Annotated in this window: 21 protein-coding genes; 1 reads left to right on the plus strand and 20 read right to left on the minus strand. The window is 42.9% G+C overall.

The window, feature by feature from the left end; genetic code table 11:
- Positions 1-24: 24 nt before the first annotated feature.
- The 7 genes from liaR to FBF75_RS06315 form a co-directional block, all read right to left on the minus strand.
- Positions 25-660: a two-component system response regulator LiaR gene (gene liaR / locus FBF75_RS06285; RefSeq protein WP_007500305.1), complete on the minus strand. Its 636-nt coding sequence runs from the start codon at positions 658-660 to the stop codon at positions 25-27.
- The gene (liaS, locus tag FBF75_RS06290; RefSeq protein ID WP_008347087.1) at positions 657-1721 is read right to left on the minus strand and encodes a two-component system sensor histidine kinase LiaS; all 1065 of its coding nucleotides are present in this window, start codon (positions 1719-1721) and stop codon (positions 657-659) included. Before liaS ends, liaR begins: the two co-directional genes overlap by 4 nt.
- Positions 1718-2482 (minus strand): cell wall-active antibiotics response protein LiaF, encoded by a 765-nt coding sequence (gene liaF / locus FBF75_RS06295; RefSeq protein WP_034646654.1) that lies wholly within the window; start codon positions 2480-2482, stop codon positions 1718-1720. Before liaF ends, liaS begins: the two co-directional genes overlap by 4 nt.
- A 30-nt stretch (positions 2483-2512) precedes the next feature.
- Positions 2513-3382, minus strand: a complete 870-nt coding sequence (gene liaG, locus FBF75_RS06300) for a LiaG family protein (protein WP_136944542.1) — start codon at positions 3380-3382, stop codon at positions 2513-2515.
- 111 nt (positions 3383-3493) lie between these two features.
- Positions 3494-4159, minus strand: coding sequence for a stress responsive protein LiaH (gene liaH, locus FBF75_RS06305; protein WP_019744035.1), 666 nt, complete (start codon positions 4157-4159; stop codon positions 3494-3496).
- Positions 4160-4174: 15 nt separating this feature from the next.
- Positions 4175-4570 carry a membrane protein gene (locus tag FBF75_RS06310; RefSeq protein WP_019744034.1) on the minus strand — a complete coding sequence of 132 codons (396 nt, stop codon included), beginning with the start codon at positions 4568-4570 and terminating at the stop codon, positions 4175-4177.
- A gap of 365 nt (positions 4571-4935) precedes the next feature.
- A complete protein-coding gene (locus tag FBF75_RS06315; RefSeq protein WP_136944543.1) occupies positions 4936-5505 on the minus strand; it encodes a cob(I)yrinic acid a,c-diamide adenosyltransferase in 570 nt (189 codons plus the stop codon).
- Between the two features lie 186 nt (positions 5506-5691).
- Here FBF75_RS06315 and FBF75_RS06320 point away from each other — a divergent pair, with 186 nt between their 5' ends.
- Complete coding sequence (locus tag FBF75_RS06320; protein WP_136944544.1) at positions 5692-6438, plus strand: SDR family NAD(P)-dependent oxidoreductase; 747 nt, start codon at positions 5692-5694, stop codon at positions 6436-6438.
- Between the two features lie 36 nt (positions 6439-6474).
- On the opposite strand, the gene pdxA is transcribed toward FBF75_RS06320, so the two are convergent.
- The 13 genes from pdxA to FBF75_RS06385 form a co-directional block, all read right to left on the minus strand.
- Complete coding sequence (gene pdxA / locus FBF75_RS06325) at positions 6475-7479, minus strand: 4-hydroxythreonine-4-phosphate dehydrogenase PdxA (protein WP_048003202.1); 1005 nt, start codon at positions 7477-7479, stop codon at positions 6475-6477.
- A complete protein-coding gene (locus FBF75_RS06330; RefSeq protein WP_048003203.1) occupies positions 7455-8801 on the minus strand; it encodes a four-carbon acid sugar kinase family protein in 1347 nt (448 codons plus the stop codon). The genes pdxA and FBF75_RS06330 overlap by 25 nt, the downstream gene beginning before the upstream one ends.
- A 25-nt stretch (positions 8802-8826) precedes the next feature.
- Positions 8827-10611: a sigma-54-dependent Fis family transcriptional regulator gene (locus tag FBF75_RS06335; RefSeq protein ID WP_169476064.1), complete on the minus strand. Its 1785-nt coding sequence runs from the start codon at positions 10609-10611 to the stop codon at positions 8827-8829.
- A gap of 146 nt (positions 10612-10757) precedes the next feature.
- Positions 10758-11933, minus strand: a complete 1176-nt coding sequence (locus tag FBF75_RS06340; RefSeq protein WP_099496740.1) for a sialidase family protein — start codon at positions 11931-11933, stop codon at positions 10758-10760.
- A complete protein-coding gene (locus FBF75_RS06345) occupies positions 11933-13336 on the minus strand; it encodes a sodium:solute symporter family protein (RefSeq protein ID WP_025207958.1) in 1404 nt (467 codons plus the stop codon). The genes FBF75_RS06340 and FBF75_RS06345 overlap by 1 nt, the downstream gene beginning before the upstream one ends.
- A 71-nt stretch (positions 13337-13407) precedes the next feature.
- Positions 13408-14580 (minus strand): iron-containing alcohol dehydrogenase, encoded by a 1173-nt coding sequence (locus tag FBF75_RS06350; RefSeq protein ID WP_017359261.1) that lies wholly within the window; start codon positions 14578-14580, stop codon positions 13408-13410.
- Between the two features lie 4 nt (positions 14581-14584).
- Entirely contained in the window at positions 14585-15487 is a 903-nt protein-coding gene (gene dapA, locus FBF75_RS06355) for a 4-hydroxy-tetrahydrodipicolinate synthase (RefSeq protein ID WP_035701352.1), read from the minus strand.
- A gap of 179 nt (positions 15488-15666) precedes the next feature.
- Positions 15667-16959: a heme ABC transporter ATP-binding protein gene (locus FBF75_RS06360; protein ID WP_099496741.1), complete on the minus strand. Its 1293-nt coding sequence runs from the start codon at positions 16957-16959 to the stop codon at positions 15667-15669.
- Positions 16956-18014 carry a FecCD family ABC transporter permease gene (locus FBF75_RS06365; RefSeq protein WP_052320875.1) on the minus strand — a complete coding sequence of 353 codons (1059 nt, stop codon included), beginning with the start codon at positions 18012-18014 and terminating at the stop codon, positions 16956-16958. Before FBF75_RS06365 ends, FBF75_RS06360 begins: the two co-directional genes overlap by 4 nt.
- A complete protein-coding gene (locus tag FBF75_RS06370) occupies positions 17980-18930 on the minus strand; it encodes an ABC transporter substrate-binding protein (protein ID WP_136944545.1) in 951 nt (316 codons plus the stop codon). Before FBF75_RS06370 ends, FBF75_RS06365 begins: the two co-directional genes overlap by 35 nt.
- A 171-nt stretch (positions 18931-19101) precedes the next feature.
- The gene (locus FBF75_RS06375) at positions 19102-20493 is read right to left on the minus strand and encodes a glycoside hydrolase family 28 protein (RefSeq protein ID WP_136944546.1); all 1392 of its coding nucleotides are present in this window, start codon (positions 20491-20493) and stop codon (positions 19102-19104) included.
- 20 nt (positions 20494-20513) lie between these two features.
- Positions 20514-22007, minus strand: a complete 1494-nt coding sequence (locus FBF75_RS06380) for a UxaA family hydrolase (RefSeq protein WP_017359255.1) — start codon at positions 22005-22007, stop codon at positions 20514-20516.
- Complete coding sequence (locus FBF75_RS06385; RefSeq protein ID WP_136944547.1) at positions 22004-23455, minus strand: tagaturonate reductase; 1452 nt, start codon at positions 23453-23455, stop codon at positions 22004-22006. The genes FBF75_RS06380 and FBF75_RS06385 overlap by 4 nt, the downstream gene beginning before the upstream one ends.
- Positions 23456-23464 lie beyond the last annotated feature (9 nt).

Raw genomic sequence — 23464 nt, forward strand, 5'->3', positions numbered from 1 at the left:
AGCTTTCATTTGAAAGCTGTTTTTTTATTGAATCAGCTTATGGCGATGTGCATACACGGCTGCTTGTGTGCGGTCTTCTACATCAAGCTTGGAAAGAATGTTGGTAATATGCGTCTTGACTGTTTTGATGGTAATAAACAATTCCTCAGCAATGACCTTATTCGATTTCCCATCTGCAATCAGCTTTAATATTTCCATTTCTCTTGCGGTTAACGAATCGTGCAGAATGGACCCATTTGATGAATGGCGGAGTTTGTTCATGACCTTTCCAGCTACTTTTGATTCAAGCCTTGGTTCGCCGATACTCGCAGACCTGATGGCATCAGCAATTTCTCCTGCTTTCGATGTTTTTAAAAGATAACTTAAAGCACCAGCCTCAATCACTGGATACACTTTATCATCATCAATAAAGCTCGTCAGTACAATAATCCGGGCATCCTCTATTTCCTGACAAATTCTTTTCGTTGCTTCGATGCCATCCATGCCTTCCATAACAAGGTCCATTAAAATCACGTCTGGCTTTAATTCAACCGCTAGTTCTACACCTTTTTGTCCATCTGACGCTTCACCGATGACTTCAATATCCGCCTGTGCCTCTAAAAAAGCAGCAAGACCCATTCTCACCATTTCGTGATCGTCAATTAAAAGCACTCGAATCATCGAACGTTCTCTCCTTTTCCTTCATCAAAAATGGGAACCTTCACATCAATTTGTGTGCCTTTTCCCTCAAATGACATAATCTCTGCGACACCGCCTACTTCACTTGTTCTTTCTCGTATCGATTCAAGTCCGTAGGAAGCAGTCTTCACATGATCTGTTTGAAAACCAATCCCGTTATCAATTATTTTCAGCTGAACTTGACGGTTTCGAATGAGCAGACGCACTGTCACCTTTGTCGCCTTTGCATGCCTAAACACATTGGAAAGGGCTTCTTGCACAATTCGGAACAGATGGTCCTCCACCCCTTTAGACAGCGGAGCATCATCTTCTATTTCCCAATCAATATCAATTGGCTGCTTTGCCTGAAATTCATTGAGCAGCTCAATCAAGCCTTTTTTCAAGTCTTTTCCTTCAAGGGTGATCGGTCTTAAATGCAGAAGGAGTGCACGCATCTCATTTTGTGCATCGCCAGCCATTCGTTCCACAAGTCGCATTTGCTTTAAAATCTTTTCATCCTTTTCCTTCATCCCTTCAAGAATCGCAGACGTCATCATCGAAATGGCGAATAGCTGCTGGCTGACTGCATCATGCAGCTCACGCGCTAGACGCTGACGCTCTTCAGAGACAACCGATTTTTTCATTTGAACCTGCCATTCAGCTCGCTCATTTGAGAGCTTTTGTAAGGAGGCTACTTGCCCTTCCACTCGTTTCGCCATTTCATTTAATTGATCTGCCGCCAAACCAATTTCATCATCACCTAGAGAAGGCAGTCTATAGGCAAAATTCCCATTTTCAAACTTCAAAATCGACTCTACAAGCTGATCCAGCCGCTTTTTATGCTGATAGCCAAACACATGCCCCGCTGATACACCAATGGCGAGACTAATAATGAGTAAAATACAAAAAAACGGGATGCCGAACCACCGCGTAGACAGCAAAATCATGGGATCAAGCTGGTAATAAAAAAACATCGGGAATGTCGTCATGATGACAACACCAAGCGAGATACCGACTGCCAGACGAACAGATTGCCACTGGATGCCTAAATGCAGTTTCCTCATAAGTACCTCACATCCACATCCCCAATCAATAGAGAGATGGAGATTTTCACTTTTCGCTTGCTCTCATCATAATCATTTGTCATGACATACACTTTACTGCCGAACCCGCTTCTTTTTTCATCAATGATTTTCATATCACCGATCGCAGCCGAAGCACTCACACATACTTCAATATCCTGAGGTACATAAATATCGACATCTCCAATGAGTCCACTAATGACGATCGTGCTCTCTTCCTCAGCAATGATCGCCTTTGATAAATCGATTTTGACATCGCCAATAAAACCTGAAATGGTCAAATCGCTTAATTGAAATGGTTTTTTCATCAGCCTGACTTCACCGATAAAGAAATCATGTTCTTTGCGCGGCTTTGCCTGGCTTTTTGTTTTCTTCTGATCGCCCTCTTTTTCAAGATTGACTTTCAGTGAAGGCTTTCCATCGTCTGATGATTCCTTTTTATCGACATCAAAAACAGGTTTGTTTTTCAATAAACGATAGCCCGCATAGATCAAAAAGGCAGCAAATAAATACCCAGTCAAACTAAACGTGATATTTAGTAGAAACTTCAAGAAGAGAAAGCCTGCAAAAATATAGGAAACCGAACCGAGCCAACGTTTAGATCGAGAGTGCAGCCAATAACCAAATAGAGCAAAAAACACTGGCCAAAATAGGTCTGCCCCAATCCCAATAATTTTGAGAAAAAGATTAATACCAAAAATCACCACAATGATGCCTAAAATTTGATTTCTAGAAAAACGCAGTTGACTCGCCTCCTTCCTTTTTTCGTTTGTTTACCGCAATTTTAAGTTTCCGCTTGTCATCTCAATATCGACTAAGTGTGTCCCTTTCCCATGCGTGCCTGTAAAACCTCGGCCTTCACTATCCGCTTGGTCAAAATCATACGAATGATCAATACTTCCACTCGTTTTTTTCACTTGAACTTTGAAATCTCCCTCATCTGGCAAGTTCAATTTCGCACTGCCTGATGTCATGTGAAAGTCGACTGGTGAATCAATTGTATCAAAGCTTGCTGTCAGCCTGCCGCTTGTCATGCCTAATTGCAGCTTTCCTTTTACATCTTGAATATCAGCACGACCAGAAGTGGCACCAATATCACTTTCCTTCGCATCAATATGAGACACTGAGAGTCTGCCAGAAGTCGCCTTGATTTCCACTCGATTTGCTGAGAAGTTCTCAGCTGTGAGGTTTCCGCTCGTTGATTTGAGCGTCACATCTTGAAGAGACAGCTTTCCTTCGCCATTTACTTCGCTCACGCCGATTCCACCTGTTATTTTCACATCTTTATGATAATCTGTTGGAATTTTGACTAAGAGTTCTCCTTTTTCAAATGCAGAGAAAAACAAAAATCCTTTATTTTCAGCACGGACTTTGAATGTTCCGCCTGTTTGTTCCGCATACATTTTCCCTTTTCCATTCACAACCATCACAGAAATATCCGAACGATCTTCCGGCTTCACCTTGATGCTAAATCCAGAAAGAGAGATATCTAATTGTTCAACCTCATCCTTTTTCGCTGAAGCTGTTGTGACCGCTTTATCACGAGAAAAGCTCAAATGAAAGAGATCTCCATTTTTGAAAAGCATCCCAATCATCAAAAAAACACCAACAAGTATACAAATTAGACCAATGAACCGTTTCATTTATATCATCCCTTTATCCTTTGACCTTTTTATTATAAGGAAAAGCGAAACAGAAAGAAATCAAATAACGGAAGAAAAATCCTGTTTTTCTTCCGATTTGACACATTTCCATTAGTTTGCCGGCTGTTTCTCAGGCTGCTTTGATCGTTGAAGCTTTTGCCATTCCTTTTCAACCTCATCAGCGTAATCAAGATGAGCATAAGCACCCTGATCGGCAAATTGTGCATAACTACCCGCTTTTGTCTCCATTTCCTCTATACGGTTCTCCATGCGTAGAAATTCTTTATAAGCACTTTCACTATCAATTTTATTCATAGATTCATTCATATGCTGCTTTGCCTGTGCGGCATTGGCTCTTGCAATCAGCGCTTGCTTCTTGTCTTTAACATCACGCAGTTTTGTTTCTAGATGCTGCAACTGTTCTTTCAGCTCTTTCAGCTGTTTAACAGATTGCTGATAGGCATCTTGATATTCATTGTGCTTTTCTTCAAAATACTTCATTTCAGTCAGTGCTTTCCGTGCAAGTTCTTCTTCTCCTGCCTGAAACGCCAGCTCCGCCTGTTTCTTTCGCTTATCAGCAAATGCTTCTGTCTCTTCTGCTTTTCTCAAGAAACCTTGCTGAATGGTTTGCTGTTTGATAATCGCATGTTTCGCTTTGGCAATATCGTCCTCCATATCACGAACATATTGATTCAGCATGACACGCGGATTCTCCAATTTATCTAAACCTTCATTGACTGTTGCAACAAACATATCACGTACTCTTCTTAATACCATTTCATATTCCTCCTTTTATTTTTTCTTTAAAAAGTCTTCCCATTCTTGATCAAATGACGTGTGCATGGGTTCTTCCATGTTCGGTGCCGTGTTTGGCTCCATATAGGATGATCTACCTGATGATTCCTTTGCAGATTCACCATTAATCATCTTCCAGCCAAAGTAGAGAAGTACTCCAGCAAATGCGATTCCGAGTAAAAATGGCAGCGACTGTGCGACGAGCAATACACCGATAATAGTGAGTATGACCCCAGTTGTTTTACTGCCTTTATCATATTTTTTGACACCTACATAAATGAGCCACGCCCCAATCAAAGTCGGGATCAGCCCGCCCAATGAACCACCAAAGAAGATGGATAAACCGATAAACATCAGGATTGAACCGATGATGGTTTTACTTGTGATTTTCATCTTCATGCCTCCTTTCTTGCTCCTTGCTTTCACTATAGTCAAAAAAGGAAGCCGACAAAACGTGTCGTAGATTGATCTTTGGTTGCGACCAGAGTCGTAACATGGCTCAGACTGAGCGGTTGAATCCATAGAAAAAGCACTCTTCGACTAGAAGAGTGCTCAGATTATTGACAAAGGGCTAAAATGAACTTGATTTTAGCCCTTTGTCTTCTTTTCAGCGTGATAGAAAACCTTTGCAGTCTAGGAAGAACAGTTACTTTTGCGGAGCGAATTGGACATCCGTGAGCACCGGCACGCAGGACTGACAAAGAATGCGAGGGTTTGTCTACACGCTGAACACTCTTCGACTAGAAGAGTGCTTTTCCTCATTTAGAACGAAACACGTCTGCACTTCGTTCATATTCAACATCCGCTTCACCGAGCCGATGATTCACAATACGGGCGACAGCAAATAAATAGTCGGATAGACGGTTCACATATATGAGCGTAACTGCTGGAATTTCCTCCTGCTTTGCGAGTGTCACAATATGCCGCTCGGCTCTCCTGACAACTGTTCGAGCCACATGTAAGAGGGCAGCGCCTTCCTGGCCGCCAGGTAAAATAAATTTAGTCAGCGGTGCGGCTTCTTCTACATACACGTCCATTCGCTTTTCAAGGACTGTCACAGATTCTTCTGTTAACTTGCCTTCTTTCGGTGGTTTCACCGCTGCTAAATCACCGCCGCAGTCAAACAGTTCATGCTGTATGACCATCAGCTCTGACAGAACATCTTGAAACAATTCGCCATGCTGCCTCAAGTTTGCCTGGGCAAGTCCAATCAAACTATTCGCCTCATCTAATGTACCGTACGCTTCTACTCTTGCGTCATCTTTATCAGCCCGTCCGCCAATCAAGCCTGTTTGACCTTGATCTCCGGTTTTTGTATAAAGTTTCACCTGTTTTCCCCCTCTATTGCTTGTTCCTTTTAGTATACCCTGAAGTGGAAAAGATGTATTTGTTTTATTATGAAACACTTTTATCCAAAACCTCTTCATTTCCACTTTATATGTTGAATGATGAAACATCACATTTTATAATAAATGAAAGCGCTTTTTAATTATGATAGATGGGCGGGATGATAGATGACTTTACAAAACAAAGTAGCAATTATTACTGGTGCAAGCAGAGGGATTGGCCGCGCCATTGCGGAGGCATTTGTCTCTAAAGGAGCTAAAGTGGTGCTGAACGGAACGAATGAAGTACTATTGCAAGACGTTTGCTCCTCTATGAATAAAGAAGAGACACGCGCTGTTTATGTCGCTGGTGATGCGAGTTTACCAGAGACAGCTGCCTCCCTCGTTGAGAAGGCGAAAGAACATTTCGGACAGATTGATATATTGGTCAATAATGCTGGGATCAATTTGCGGAAATCAACAGTCGATACATCTGTTGATGAATGGAAAAGACTAATTGATATTAATTTGACGGGTACGTTTCTCATGTGTCAAGCAGTCATTCCTGACATGATCAAACAGCAAGGCGGGAAGATTGTCAACATGAGTTCAACTACTGGCAAAACCCCTCATCACAATGCATCACCTGCTTACGGCGTTTCAAAGGCAGGTATCAATTACTTAACGATGCATCTTGCCAAAGAATTAGCAGCACACCACATTCATGTAAATGCTGTCTGTCCTGGGCCAATTGAGACAGACATGAGCAAACAGTGGAGTGATGAATACCGTAGATCTGTTTTAGAAAGAATTCCTCTGAAAACAATTGGAACACCGCAGCAAGTCGCAAACGCCGTCACCTTTTTAGCCTCTGATCAGTCAGATTTCATCACAGGGGAAACCATCAATATGAATGGCGGAACGTATATGAACTAAAGAAAGAGCCTCCATTGGAAGGCTCTTTCACTTTTACTATCGGTTCTCTCTCGTACCAGAAAGCATGATTGCCTGCCGAATGGCTTCTTCCATACTCGCAGAATCAGCCTTTCCTGTTCCTGCAATATCAAATGCTGTCCCATGATCGACACTTGTACGGATTATAGGCAATCCAACTGTAATATTAACGCCTGATTCTAAGCCAAGCACCTTGATTGGTCCATGCCCTTGATCATGATACATCGCCACAACGATATCAAAGTCGCCTCTTGTCGCCCTAAAGAACAGTGTATCAGCTGGTAGCGGGCCAAATACTTGAACCCCTTCATCCTGTGCTCGTTCTACCGCTGGAATGATCTTCTCCTCTTCTTCTCCGTTTCCAAACAGACCATTCTCCCCGGCATGTGGATTAATCCCGCACACAGCAATTCTAGGTGCAGGGATACCAGACCGAACGAGGGTATCATGAGCCAGTTTAATCGTTGTGTATACACGCTCAGGATTGATTTTTAAGATGGCATCCATTAATCCGATATGTGTCGTCACATGCACCACTTTTAAATTAGGAGCTGCCAGCATCATGGCATAATCGTCCGTACCTGTCAGGTCAGCTAAAATTTCTGTATGCCCTGGATACATATGACCAGCCTTATGAAGTGCTTCCTTGTTTAACGGTGCTGTACAAATGCCGTCAATTCTACAGTCATTCGCAAGTGTAATGGCTTTTTCAAGATATCGAAAAGCGGCTTTCCCTGCTTCTTTTGAAATCTCTCCTACTGGAATATCGCTTGTTAATAGATGAAGATCAAGACAAGGAACGGCACCAGCTTTTACTTGTTCCGCTTCCTCCGGTTCTTTAATACTGACAATCTCCACATCTGTATTCACAAAATCTTTCGCCCTATTTAATATATGGGTGTCTCCAATGACAAATAGAACGGCTTCTTCATGTAAACGGCTTTGCTGGAAGGCTTTTAAAATAATTTCAGGACCAACCCCAGAAGCATCTCCCATCGTTACAGCAATGATTGGTTTTGCCATTCGTCTACCCCCTCTATGTTTTTCAACACTTCAACCGCATGGAGCACAGAATCTTTTTGACCATATGCCCCTGCTTTTGTGACCGCATATACACTCGTATCAACGAGCCGCCCAAGCGGGATGCCGGGTTCAATTTCTTTCAACAGCTGAATCCCGCCTGCTCCAAGCTCATGGCATATCGCACGCGCCGTATCTCCACCAGTTAAAAAAAGGCGTTTCACCCCTGTTAATTCAACAATGTCTTTTGTGATCTTACCAAGACAGACAGATAAGGTACTTCCTACTTCTTGTCTTGTCATGCCATTCGCTTCACCGTATGCCAACATCTGTTCAACCATTTCTGGCCTTGCGTCTGTATAAAGGAGAATATCTTCATCCTGACGCATGAGCAGCTGATCCATGACTGATTTCCTTTCCCATGCTTCACGGCCGTTTAATACATTCAACGGGTTCACTTTCACCTCGAGACAATCGTGCTTTTCTCTTAAAAAAGCAAACTGCTCATTTGTTTTTTGAGAAGCACTTCCTGAAACGATGAGAACAGATTCATGCTTTTTTGCACGAGAAAGATTGCGGTGTTTCGCAACATACGATGATAATGCGCCAGCGAGTCCAGCTGACCCGACCCAAAGCACTCTTTGATTGATCTTCATAAACAAATCAACGATCTGTGTTAAATCATTGTTCGTTTCTGCATCACACACAAACCATTGATGACCATGTTTTAATAAAGATGAAACGTCATGACTCGTTTCGTTTAGCTCTGAATAGACCGCTTGCTGCGAAAGATGTTTTGGCTTGATGTTTGTCTGCTCTTCAATTAAGTCTGAAATACTGGATGTCAGGACAGGCGTTTTTGGGTCCTTCGCTGCTTCTGATAGATGAACAGGCACACCCTCCACATAATGAATGCCATAGGCCGTAGATCTATTCGCATCGGGGTAAGCGGGGGCAATGACTGCCGCATCAAACCGGCCAAGATCCATTAGTGCCTGAAGCTCTATTCCTATATTTCCTCTTAACGTTGAATCTATTTTTTTAAAGAAAAGGTGTGAATCCCCTTGTAGAAACGGCTGAACCATTTGACTGACCTCATTATACGCTCTTTCAGAAGACATACTTCGCGAGTCTGTATCGACAATCAATACATCTTCCTCCTTGTACCGGCTCATATCCTCAAATGACGGCTGGAACAGCACAGAGGCTTTTAAACCGGCCTTCACAAATTGAACACCTGTATCACTTGCGCCTGTTAAATCATCAGCCACAATGATCACCTTTTGCTCTAAGTTCGCTCCTTTTTTTAATAGATCGTTTGTCATTTAGACACCTCGGTCTCATTGCATATTATTCCTTTAACTTTCTCCACAGCGTCGTGCGGTTAATATTCAGCCGCTTTGCTGCTTTTGATTGATTCATATTTTCTTCTTCCAGTACCGTCCGAATGATTCGTCTTTCAATCTCGTCAAGCGTGCCATGTAAATAGCTGGACAGCTGTTTTTCTTCATTCTCAGAAGCAAGTTGCTCAATTGCCGGCTTTGCTTTACTCAACGTGATATATCCACTTTTTGTTGTCAGCACCAGTTCCTCCATAATCCGCTTGAACTGCCGGACATTTTCTCTAAATCGCTCGTTTTGAAAGGCGGCAATCACATCTGCTGACAGCCCAACAACCTGCGTCCCATAAAGAGAATTTAATTCAGCTATAAATAACCTGCTCATATCCTCAATATCTTCTGCCCGTTCAGATAACGGCGGGACATGAATGACGAGCTCCTGCAAACACGTATATAGGTCTTCATGAAACGCCCCAGATTGCATCAATTTGAACAAATCAACTGTAGATGCAGCCATCCAGCGAATGTTCTGCTGATGATGACTAAGCTGCTCGGCCATAATGGGCTGCATAGCCATTGGGACACGATCAATATCCTTCAGAAAGATCGTCCCTTTTTGATGCACCGGAATTATGTTTACATCATCTAATTCAGTCAAACGGCTGCAATGCACCGTCATAAAGCTCTCATTTTTCCTCTCGCTCATTTGGTGAATAGCAAAAGCAAGGCTTGATTTACCAGTTCCTTGTTCACCATAGAGACAAATCGATCGATCTGTTTGGCTGAACGCCTTTGCCCTTTTAATCACATCTTTCATATTTGAACTCTGCTCAGTAAAAAGAGCAAATGGATGTGCTGAATGAACAGGTGCAGCCAGCGTCCATATACGCTGCCCCTCCCTATTAATCACAGCAGAAGGCTTCTCAATCGTCAAAAGCAGCTCACCTTTAGATAATAAGCTTCCTTTGACATGCCACACTTGCTGCTGAAAGGAGATTTGAGAATATCCATTTTGTTTTCCTTCTCGAACTGCTTTTACTGCTGGTTCAAGCGCCGGGCACCAATCCATCACATCAACATGAGACGTAAACGGTGCAAATAACCCTTTTTCTGTCCATTCTTTCATTTGCTGATTGATAAAATAAAGCTGATTGTGCTGATCAATGATCAGCATCCCTTTTGACTCTTGATCAATCATTTCACGAAAGAGGCGCTGCTCAGCTGTCGCCTCTTTATATAAACGGTACATTTGTTTTGCTTGATGAAACGCTTCTTTGACAGATTCACGTCCTGAGGTAATGAGCATGCTTTGCATCCCCAGCTCCTTGGCCGCTTTATCTGTAATCACATCACCCAGTACAACCTGTGTCCCTTGCTCCTGTAACTGCTGTAAAAGATCCCACACTTCTTCCTCTTGCTGTATTGTATAAATATCAATTTTGATCCCGTATAACTCTCCGATGGTGCGTACACCTTGTGTAATATTTTCAAATCCAACTACTGCTTTTTTCCCTTGGTAATCTTTAATCAGCGTGAGGGCACGAAGCAAGTCGTAGCCTGACACAGGGATATCCACCACTGGAATGTTGACGTGTTTTTGAATAAGCGCAGCTGTCCCCCCGCGGCTCATAATAATATCCATTCCTTGAGCCTCGGCCTGTTCTGCCAGTGCAACACCAGACCTAAGATCTCCGACTTCAAGCTGGAATGTGATGCTTTTTTCGTCTTTGGCAAGGTCGATTAATACATCGCCTAATCCTTTATACGGTGCAATACCTAATACTTTTATATTCATGAAAAGGACCCCCATTTTTTATCTCTTCATCGTGAGACATACGTTGAGGGAGTCCAAATGTTAGCAAATTGAGACAACCCTCCAAACATCAATTATAAATGAAGAAAATGAGGGTTACAATTCACGGAAACACTGATCCCTTGCGGTTAAGACGTGTGATGAGTCCATTCTTCTTTCACACACACATACTTGATGGCCTGCCGGTAAAAAGTAAACGCAATGTGCAGACTACCATCTTTTCCTTCTGTGATGGATGGATAAGAATACTCTCGATTCAATTTGTCCTTTGAGTTGTTTGTCATGGCATATCCATCGCCAATTTCAAGGTTACGTCTGACGGGCCATGTCGCACCGTCATCCGTCGAGATGGCAAGTGTCATTGGCGCACGCGGTGTTCCCCAAAAGGCTGGACGCGCCTCTGTATCAACAGCCGTTCGTGTATCGCCTTCATCCTCAATTTCATCATACAAGGACGCTCTTCTTTCTGTTTGATCATCCGCATTGATATGGTTATAAACGAGGGCAAGATGACCATTATGGAGCACCGTAAATTGAATGGATGAGTTATTGTTTGGCAGCTCTGTTGCTCTTGGCTCAGACCATGTCCGTCCATGATCCACTGAACGGCTCATATAAATCGAATCAGCAAACCGGCTTCTAAAGAGGGCAAGCAGGGAACCATCCGCACATTTTCCGATATTCATATGAACACAGCCAGTACTGTTGGGCACAGTGACCTCTTCCCAGGTCTTCCCTTGATCTGAGGAAATCTTCACAGCACTGACATCACGGTTTCCTGTCCATTTTACGCCAGGAATCGTTTTACAATAGAACACCGGAAGGAGCCAATCATCATTATCCAATATAACAATAGGCTGTCGTATAAACGTCCCCGGCTGATCAAATAAAGTACCAATCTCTCCCCAAGTCTCTCCTCTATCCTCCGATAAACGATATCTCACAAGAGCTGTATCTTGATTGCCAGAAAGTTGTGCTGTATAAAGCAGCCACAGCCTGCCATCTTTCTCTTGAAAAAGAACTGGATTTTGTTCAGATCTTGTAGAATCATCAGACAGCTTCACAGCCTTCGTCCATTGATTACTTCCTTGCTTGAGCCTTGACATATAGATAGAGATATCAGGAATTCCTTCTTGCGTACCGCCAAACCATACACACAGCAAATCTCCATTATCCAGTTCGATGAGATTAGCCGCATGGTTTTGCACGCAATCTGTTGGTAAAAAGGCTTCTTTTCTAGCTGCGTCTTGTTCATTTTGTCGCAATTTTCCATCTATTTTGATCATGATGTCTTCATTTGTCATCATAATTCTCCTTTCAGTGATTGATCCTTTTTAGCTGGCGGGCTGATCCATCGATCCATCACCAGAACTAGGAAAGGAATGATAATGGCCACATACATATTATCGATTCCAAATGGATTATCGAGTAAATACCACACCGTCGTGGCGATGCCTGAAGCGGCAAGACCAATGGTTGCTCCTCTATTTGAATTAAAGTATGGCAAGTAAAAGCCCATTGCTGCTACAACTGCAATCGATGTTCGAAGTGCTCGTGTAAAAAAGGAAAGTGACAGCAACTCTGGTGCAAGCGCGACCCCCACAAGCGGCACAATCCCAACCATGACAGCTACATACCGAGTCACCTTCATACGCTGCTCTGGTGATGGTTTCTTTTTCGGTACATAAAAGTCATCAATAATCAACGTGGTTGTAGCAAGTGCAACCGTCGAGACACCAACAAAAATGGATGCGACAAGCGATGTTGCCACAATAGCGCTCAAAATCGGATTCATATGCTGTAAAAAGACAGGGAAAGCATAAATAGGATCAATGTCTGGATACAAATAACGGGCTGCGACACCGATGATCCCGATCGCAATGGCAAGCGGCAAACAAAGGAGTGCTGCATACAGGGTCGATTTTTTCGCTTCTCGTTCACTTTTCGACGAGGTGATCGCTTGAATGATAAACTGCGTCGCAAAAATGGCCCCCATGTTTCCTATAAACCAGGCTCCAATCGTTCCCCAACCGATGGTCCCATCCCATGTAAAGAAATGGTCGGGTAATGTTTGTTTCATTGGCTCAAAGCCTTTTGTTAAATAAAGGGCTACCCCTAGTGTAATTAAAATCCCCGCATACTTCACAATTGAATGAAGGATCGTGACCCATGCAACCCCCTTCATTCCTCCGAAAGTAAAATAAAATGTACTCACAACCGCCGTGATGATGGCACAGGTCATTAAAGGAAGGCCAAGAATGGATGCAATGGCAGCTGAACCACTTAAATAGTTTCCTAGATTCACTAAGAGCAGGGCTGCAATCATAATGACAGAGACAACAAGCTTTGTTGATTTCCCAAATTTTTGATCAATAATACCTGAAATCGTGTATTGTCCTGTTCGATAAAACTTTCCCACTAAGAAAAAGGAAAAAATAAAAAAGGCAATAGCAACTGTGATAACAGACCATGAAGCGGAAAGCCCGTGTGTAAAAGCAGATTCAGCTGTTCCGACAGTTGACTTCGTCCCAATGAATTCACTCATTAACAAAATACCGACCACAATAGCTGGAAGTGACTTAGCGGCATTGTTAAATTCTGAGTTAGACTTACTACGGAAACGCATCGTCAGCCAGGTCGTAAACAGAATATAGAGAATAATGACGATTAAAATAAATGTGATGACAGAACTACTTAAGACATTCACTTAAAATCCCCCTTTGTGTGCAAGCCGTATGAAGCAACTTCTCATGTCCCATCCCAGTGACGTATGAAGTGTTAAACGTGGAGCAGTTTCATGTAGATCTGTTCAATATCAGAGACAGACATCGGCTTCGGGTTGTTATCCATTAATCTCTTCACCTCCGAAGCAGCTTCAGCAAGTGCCGGCACATCTTCTTTTGACACGCCGAAGGCTTTGAGTTGTTGAGGAATGTGTAAATCCGCTGTCCACTCTTCTACTTGACGAATCACTTGCTCTGCAAGCGTATGCTTTGAGCCTTTCTCTTCGATCCCTATCACTCTAGCAATATCTTCAAGACGATCTTTGATATGGTCTGCATTAAACGCCGTGACATGAGGAAGCAGCATGGAATTAGCGACACCGTGTGAAATTTTGAATTTCCCCCCTAACGGATAAGCCATTGCATGAACAGCAGCGGTTCCGGCACTTGTGAGCGCCATCCCGCCATACATGGCACCAACCAGCATATCTTCCCTTGCTGTCATATTATCCCCGTGATGATAGGCCTCCTGAATACTTCCTGAAATGAGCCTCATCGATTCGAGTGCAAACATATCACTAAATGGATTGGCTTTATTTGAAATATACGATTCAAGCGCATGCGTAAACGCATCCATCCCTGTAGCTGCGGTAATGGCTTTTGGCAATTTGAGTGTCAGTGCGGGATCTAAGATCACAAGATCAGGCAAAAGGTATGGGCTGACCATGCCAATTTTTAATTCTTTTTCCGGAAAGGTAACAATCGCGTTTGGTGTCACTTCTGATCCCGTACCTGAGGTTGTTGGAATGAGAATCGTTGGAACTCCTCTTTTTTTAACAAGGTTCGTGCCAACGAGATCAGAAATTGGCTGATCATTCGTCTTTAGAACAGCTAATATTTTGGCCGCATCCAGCACACTCCCGCCACCAATCCCAATAATGGCTTCATGCTCCCCTTTTAAAAATGTCTGGAATACGTCCTCGATATTTTCTTCCGTTGGTTCAGGCTTAATCTCTGTGCTGATCTCACTCGCAATCCCTTTTTTCGCAAGTTCTGTTTTGATTTGATCTGCGTAACCAAGAGATACGATGGATGGCTGCGTTAAAATAAAAATCGATCTCAATTTGCTAAGTCCTAATAGCTCTAGTTTCTCCCCAAGGAGCTCTAGAGAGTGGGCGCCAGAAACAATGTGTGATGCCGTTTGAAAGTGATAATGTGATATTGTCATCTCTTCACGACTCCTTTGCTGCTTTTGCTTGTATCCGATAATTCTCCATCATGTTCATCACAGCTTCTAAAGCCTCGCCGGATAATGCTTTGACCGGGCTTTTTGGCGGACCTACAGGAATCCCTGAAAGTTCAGCTGCTTTTTTCAAAGGTGCTGGTAACGTTCCTAATGTGAATGTCGCTCTTAACGGCTGCAGCTGCTGCTGACATTGCTCACTTTGGTCAAGATTTCCTTGCTGAAACGATTCATAAATGCCAACGACGGTTTTGGGAAGCACATTTGCCGTTGCCGCCACTGCACCTGTTCCGCCTAGCTTCAATGTCTCTAAAATGAGGGAATCCGTTCCTGCAAGCACGACAAACTCTTCATCCTTTGTGACATCGAGATACGCTTTGATATTGGCAATATCTCCACTACTGTCTTTAATACCTAACACATTCGGTAGGACGCTGAGCCTTGCAACCGTCTCTGGCGCAAGTGACACACCTGTTCTTGATGGAATGTTATAAAGTAAAATGGGGATGGTCACATTCTCTGAAATATGACGAAAATGCTCATACAGCTCCTCTTGTGATGGCGCAACAAAATAAGGGGTGATAACCGACAAGACATCTACGCCTAAATCTGCGAACTTGTTTGACAGCTTAATGGTTGCCTTAGTGCTATTCTCACCTGCTCCCATGTATACAGGCACCCTGCCGCCCGCAGCCTTTACAACAGTTTCAGCAATTTGAAGCTTTTCTTCCTCTGAAAACAAATGAAATTCGCCGTTTGTCCCTAAAGCAAAGATGCCGTGCACACCTGAGTCGATTAAATGATCAATAAGTTGCTTTGTCACTTCTGGATGAAAATGCTCTTCTTCTGTAAGCGGTGTCAAAATAGCTGGAATGATTCCTTGAATGTTCAAATGATCCTCCCCTTCCGATTGTTGCATTTTTAAACAATTAATTATTAAAACGCTTTCATTATTCTTATTATAAAAGCAATATGATTTATTTAGCAACATATTTTTCGTTTTTTTCAAATATTCAGTGGATGACATAAGTAGATGTTGATGTTTTCAACAAAAAAAGTGAACCAGCCGGTTCACTTTTTTATAGCATTCAATGTATGAAGAAGATGCTTCACTTTCAGTCTGACTCTTTCATGTAAATGAGCAGTATGCTCCTTTTCTTCTGCATTGGCAGCAGCGATACAAAGATGATGCACCTGGATACTTGTCTCTTGTTTAATGAAGTGCGTCAGCTCGCCCATCAGCTGGACAGACGCACCATCTGATATCGTTCCTTTCAGCACAAGCCAAACGGACAGCTCTCCTTCTTGATGCATCCCATAAAGAAGGACATCTTCATCATCATCATCATCTTCAGCGGCGTATTGCTTCGGCCCATCAGATTGACCAAGAAATAAGTACCCTTCCTCATCATCCAGCATGTCATGGAGTGCTTCAGTTCCCGTTCCAAGGGAGCGTGTCCAAAAGAAACCCCCGCTTTTCTCATGTGATGAAAGGATGCGCAATGGCTGATGAGTAGAAAATGTCATTCCGTTTGTGCCATATGTTTTCCACCCATCCGCTAAGTTCAGCCTTGAATGTTCAGAGATGGACGCAGGTTCAATTACCAGCTGAGGGTTTGCCCGCAGTGGATGTTGGAGAGGTGTTACATCTGTTTCATACACCCGGTTCACCCGTTCGGTGGTCAACACATGATGCGGTTCTCCCAGCATGTCCGTCTTTCCTTCATTCAGCAAAAGCAGGCGGTTACAATACAAACTGGCAATGTTCACATCATGAAACACACCGATTACCGTTAAGTTAGAGGAAGCGGTCTCTTGTTTAATCAAATCGAGTAACTCTTTTTGATAAGCTAAATCAAGAAAACTCGTTGGTTCATCCAGCAATAAATAGTCAGGGCACTGAGCCAGCGCTTGGGCTAAGTAAACCCGCTGCTGTTCTCCACCGCTTAACTCATGGATGGATTGATCCTTAAATTGAGCAATATCTGTTTGGTCCATCACCTTGCTGACAATCTCGATATCTTCTTTTGTAACAGATTGTAGCCACCCTTTCTGATAAGGATAACGCCCAAACTGGACCGTTTCTTTCACTGTAAATGAAAAGGCTTGATCGGTCTTCTGGGGAAGAACCGCCAATTTTTGCGCAAGTGCCTTTGGCCGGTAGGATTGAACTGGATGGCCATCTAGTGTTACTTGGCCGCTCTCAGGTGCTAAAATACCTGCGATCATTTTAAGCAGTGTCGTCTTACCGCTCCCATTTGGACCAAGGATGCCGAGGAATTCCCCTCGCTCCACTTCAAAACTCACGCCGTGAATGACCTCTTTTTCTCCATATCCTCCTCTAACTTCCTTCACTTGAATCATAGATGCGTCCCTCCTCTATATCTGCGAATGAGGATGATGCCAAAGACAGGTGCACCAATTAACGCTGTAATGATGCCAATAGGCAATTCAGTCGGTTCAATGATCGTACGGGAGAGCACATCTGCTAAAACGAGAAAGGAAGCACCATTCAGCATCGACAAAGGCAGCAAATGACGATGATCCGTAATGGATAAAAGACGGATAAAATGCGGAATCACCAGTCCTACAAATCCGATCGTTCCTGACACAGCCACCGCACTTCCAGTCAGAATCGAACCAGCAAGCAACACCACATATTTGCTCCGTTTCACATGAACCCCTAACAGTTTTGCCTTTTCTTCGCCATATGTCATCACATTTAAATCTCTTCCCATCAAGATCAATGCAAATGTACCAATGAGGAAAAAAGGAAGGAAAAGAGCAATATATCGCCAGCCTCTCATAGACACACTGCCTAGAAGCCAATGAATAATCTCTTTTAAATCATCACCTGTTAACGCAATCATTAATGAAATGAGCGCTCCTAAAAAAGAGCTAAAGATGACCCCCGTCAAAATTAAAGAAGAAATGCTCATTCCTCGGTGAACCAGACGGGCAAAAAAGAGGACGAGACATAGTGTGACAAGCGCTGTTGTCATACTCAAAAAAGGCAGTGTAAAACTGCCGAGCAAAGGAAACTGCAAACTGAAAAACAATGTGGCTACAGCCCCCACAGATGCCCCTTGAGATACCCCAAGTGTATAAGGGTCAGCGAGAGGATTTTTTAATAAACCTTGAAAGGCTGCACCAGATAACGCCAGAGCTGCTCCGACTAACGCCGCTAATATCACTCTCGGCAGCCGGATATTCATCATAATATTGCGGTCAATTGCATCAATGGTTCCGGCCTGAATTCCAAATACTTCATGAACAAAGATCCGAAGTATAGAAGGAATGGGAATCCCTAAACTGCCAAATGAGATTCCCATTCCAATGCTCACCACAAGAAGTAAAACACTTGCTGTGTATGCGATGATGATTTTATTTGAACGTGTCAGGATAGATGCTTTTCGCAAGAGCCTCCACTCCTTCAACCAATCGCGGTCCCGGTCGTGATGCCAGATCCGTATTCAATTGAAAGACTTGTTTTTCTTTGACTGCTTTGATCGCCTTCCAGCCGTCTCTTTTTTTCAGATCATCTAAGCTTGCGCCATCAATCGTAACAATAGCATCAGGATTTCGTTTAATAATTGATTCTTCCGTCATTTGCACCCAGCCTGTTTGGTCGCCAGCAGCATTTTTTGCATGAATGACAGACAACATTTCGTCCATAAACGTTTGTTTACCTGTTGTATAAATTTCAGGCGCACCTGATACTTCGACAAAAACTGTTTTTTGTTTGTCTTTGGAGATGGATTCTGCTTGTTTTTTGATGTCATTCAGTTTTGATTTCATCTCATCTACAAGCTTCGTTGATGCCTCTTTTACGCCGGTTGCTTCACCAATCATATGGATAGACTTATAAACATCTTTGAAGGAAGCCGCATCATTGACAGTCAGCACTTGAATACCTGCATCTTCAAGCTGTTTAAATCCGTCTTTTGAGCTCATTTGTGATGCATGTGCTAAGACTAGATCAGGCTTTAAGGAAATAACCTTCTCTACATTGAAATCAAGACCGCCAATCTTCTCTACCTTTTCTACTTCCTTTGGATAGTTGTCAAAATCTGATCTACCCACGATTTTATCTCCAAGACCAAGGGCATAGGCAACCTCTGTATTACTTGGAATTAACGAAACAATTCGTTTAGGCTGTTCTTTGATTTCAACTGTTTTACCAGCTGCATCTTTGATGGATACAGGAAATGCCGCAGCCTCTGTCTCTTTAGGCTTTGAACTGTTTGTTTTTTGGTCCGTTTCCGCACCTGCACACCCTGCTAAAACACCGATCACAAGTAACAATGATAGCCAAATACCAGTTAACTTCTTCATCAATAAACCCCCTGCTTTATGTACTGCTTGACGTCATCTCTTTCGTCAATTCTTTTCTAATTTCGGGAATATTATACTACAGTGCAGATAGGTTGTATATGTGATTCCGAATACGTCTTGTCTGTCCTTGTAAAAGAAAAACAGCCTTTGACGTGGCTGTTTTCACTTCCGCTATTGGTTGATATGTTCACCATTAATGACAACTTTCTGAAATGAAGGAGATACTGCATGTTCCAATGAAAGAGGGTATGTGACATCGTCAATGACACAGTCTTTCATTTTAAAGTGTGTGACCGGGGAATGTGAGTATGCGGCGATCTTGACACCATATCGCCCTCCGCTGCTTTTTAACCCTTCTACTTCAATATGACGGACTACAGGCCTATGCGGACCGGCATCCCCTTCCTCATACATCATGTCGATACAGACCACCTCATGCTTTAAGCTTTTCACTAGATTGTTTTTAAAATAGATGTGTTCAATGGTACCGCCCCTGACAGAGTTGGTCTTAATGCGCAATGCCCTGTCAAGGTTCGGACTGTCCATGACATTATCCTCTGCATATACATACTTGACGCCTCCAGAGATTTCACTCCCGATCGTTACTCCGCCATGACCATCACGCATCGTATTTCTACGAATGACGATGTTTTCAGATGGAACGCCGATTCTCCGGCCGTCCTCATTTCTGCCCGATTTAATGGCAATACAATCATCGCCATTATCAAAATAACAATCTTCAATGAGCACATGTCGGCACGACTCTGGATTCACACCATCTGTATTTGGGCCATGACCGATGATATTCACCCCGCGGACGATGACGTTTTCACTTAACACCGGATGGACTTGCCACATCGGTGAATCCTTTACGGTTACTCCTTCAATGAGAATATTTTGGCAATTGTATGGCTGGATAAAGCTTGATCTTAAATAATGTCCTTCGCCAAACACTCTTTCTTCCACTGGTATTCTTTTTTCAGCCATATCAAAAAGGAGCTGACGATCCCGATCTTGAGAGGGCTGACCATTTGTTCCATACTTCCAAGGCCACCAGTGGTGTTCATCCCCTCTCCCGTCCAGCATGCCTGCTCCTGTAATCGCGATGTTTTCTGCATGATGGGCATAAATAAGTGGCGAATAATTATAAAGCTCAATGCCTTCATATCTTGTTAGAACAAGCGGAAGATAATGACGTGTATCTTGGCTGAAGGTCACATAGGCATTTTCATGAAGATGAAGCTCTACATTGCTTTTCAATTCTAGAGCGCCTGTCAAAAATGTCCCTTCAGGAATCAGCACTCGCCCTCCTTTCAAACGATGTGCATCATCGATGGCAGACTGAATAGCATTTGTCGAAAGCTCTATCCCTTTGTTATCTGCACCATAATGAATGACATTGAATTCACGATCTGGGAACTTTGGCGCTTTTATCTGCTTTAACACATGATCTATACCATCTGTTTCTTTGTCTTTTTTCCCTTGCTTTGCTAAACGTGCGAGTCCAATTCCTGTTAGTACTGTTCCTGCTGTCACATACATCAAATTCCGTTTTTTAGACATTTCCTTATCCCCCAGACGCCTTAAAGTGTCACACCTGTTTTAAAAATAGCCAACTCTCTAAAATTGTTTTTTTCATGATTTAACAGCTTTCCACTCGCCACATCAATCACCGTGGCAATGAACTTCTCTAGCACCACATCTTCTGGTACATCCTCAAGCAATTCCCCCGCATTAAAGTCGATCCAATGTTTTTTTGTTTCATATAAAGCGGTATTGGTCGATACCTTCATCGTTGGAACAAATGTGCCAAACGGTGTGCCTCTGCCTGTTGTAAAGAGGACGAGCTGACAGCCAGACGCTGCGAGAGCAGATGAAGCAACCAAATCATTCCCAGGCGCACTTAATAAATTCAATCCTTTTCGTTTTAGCAGCTCCCCGTATGTTAAAACATCCTTTATAACGGAAGTACCCGCTTTTTGTGTGCAGCCGAGAGATTTATCTTCTAATGTCGAAATTCCTCCTGCTTTATTTCCCGGGGAAGGATTTTCATATACTGGCTGTCGATGATCCATAAAGTATTGTTTAAAATCATTGATCATCTGCACAATATTGTCGAATGTCGCTTTTGATTCCGCTCTCTCCATTAAGATCTCTTCAGCCCCGAACATTTCCGGCACTTCTGTTAAGACGGTGGTTCCGCCTTGAGCCACAATAAAATCGGACAGTCTACCTAAAAGTGGATTTGCAGTAATGCCTGAAAACCCATCTGATCCTCCGCATTTCAAGCCAATTTTCAGCTCAGATAACGGAATGTCTTCACGCTGATCTTCTTTCGCTGCGTCATAAATTTCCTTGAGTAAAGCGACACCTGTCTCAATCTCATCCCCTACTTCTTGGCTTCTTAAAAATTTCACCCTCGTCTGGTCATACTCCCCTAATGTAGCTTTAAAATCCTCAATATCATTGTTTTCACAGCCAAGCCCTAGAACGAGAACCCCTCCAGCATTTGGGTGCTTTACCGCATTTTGAAGTATTGTTTTTGTGTTTTCATGATCATCCCCAAGTTGTGAGCATCCATAATTGTGCTTTAATACTAACGCCGTTTCAAAAGGATGGATGCTCCCCCCCATTTCAGCGGTAAATATTTGAATGATTTGATCGGCAATGCCATTGACACACCCAACTGTTGGGACAATCCAAAGCTCATTTCGTATACCACTTGCGCCATTTTTTCGTTTATACCCTTTGAATGTCAGATTCGTTTTTTCATAGGGGTTTTCTGTTAAAGAAGGGCGGTATTCGTAATCGAGCTTACCTGATAGATTCGTTTTGATATTGTGCGTATGCACCCATTCTCCAGTCGAAATCGCAGTGGATGCATGACCAATGGGGTAGCCATATTTGATGATATTCTCTTTTTCTTTGATCTCAGCCAATGCAAATTTATGACCTTTAGCAACGGTTTCTTTTAAAATGATTGTATGACCTTGGTGCTGAAGCTCTTCGCCTTGCTCAAGCACTTTTAAAGCGATACCAACATTATCTGAAGGATGAATCACAACAAAGTCCCTCATGCCTTCTCCCCCTGACTTTCATATTGAAGTATTTGGTGAACAGCAGCTCTCATGCCATTTTCATGTATGAAGGTGAGCTGCTCGGCTACTGCATCCTTCAGCCCTGCGATCTTCGTCAAATCCATCCCCCATAAAACTTCGTTTGAAAGAAGTTGATCGACCATTAATTCATAGGAATGGTCCACTTCCTCCCATGCTTCCTTCATGAATGTCATCACAGACTCATCATCCTTTATTTGATCTGCATGGACTTGATAAAAATAAATCAAACTGCTCAGTGAGAACATAAGCTTCGTAGGCAACTGTTTTTTTAGCTCTATATAATCTAGAAGAGACGGGAGAATACGTGCCCGAAATTTAGATACACCATTTAAGGCAATATCGAGTAATTGATGTTTGACAAAAGGGTTGCAGAATCGATCCCAAACGGATTGTGTATAAAGCAGCAGCTCTTCTTCAGGAAGTGGCAAACCTGGCAGCACTTCCTCCTCAAGCATGCGGCGAATGAACACACCAACATGCTCATCATCCACCGCTTTTTTGACAGTATCCAAGCCACATGAATATGCAATCGGCACCATCGCTGTATGCGCACCGTTTAAAATGCGAACCTTGCTCATACGATAGGGAGCGATATCTTCCACAAAAAGTACGTTTAACCCTGCTTCTTGAAAAGGAAGCTCTTTTTGAACAAACGGAGGTGCTTCAATGACAAACAGGTGATAATATTCTGCCGTGACAAGCAATTCATCGATATACCCCTCTTCTTTTTGAACAGTCTCCGCTGCTTTCTGAGAAAACCCTGGGACAATCCGATCAACTAACGTATTACAGAACGTGTTGGCTTCCTTGACCCAAGCCACAAAATCAGGCGGAAGATTCCACTCAGCTGCCATTGTGATCACATATTCTCTTAATCGATCACCGTTTTGTTCAATCAATTCACAAGGTAAAATGATCAAGCCCTTTTTCTCATCTCCAGAAAAAGCTTTGAAGCGGTGATACAAGAAGGCTGTCAGCTTTCCTGGAAAACTTACTTGCGGCCGATCTTCTAATCGGTCCTCTTTTCTTAACACAAGTCCTGCCTCTGTTGTATTAGAAAAGACAAAGCGCACATTAGGACTTTCCGCTACATGTAAAAAGGCTTCATAATCTGTATATGTGCTGATTCCCCTGCTGATGGATTGAATGACGATCCGTTCGTTCATTTCTTTTTGGTCATGAAATCCTTGAATACATAAAGTGTACAAACCATCTTGTTCATTTAGAGCGGTCACTGATCCTTTTCGAGGAGGAACGACCACTGCTCTTCCTTTAAAATCTGTACAGTCGTTTAGCTTCTGGATCTGCCAATTCATAAATCCCCGCATAAAGTTTCCTTCGCCAATTTGTAGAATGGTTTCAGGATATTCAGCCACTGGGTACACATCTTTGGATAATCGTCTCAAACGCTTTTC

Origin of the sequence: Bacillus sp. S2(2019) (assembly GCF_005144805.1) — a bacterium.
GTDB classification, from domain to species: Bacteria; Bacillota; Bacilli; order Bacillales; family Bacillaceae; genus Bacillus; species Bacillus altitudinis.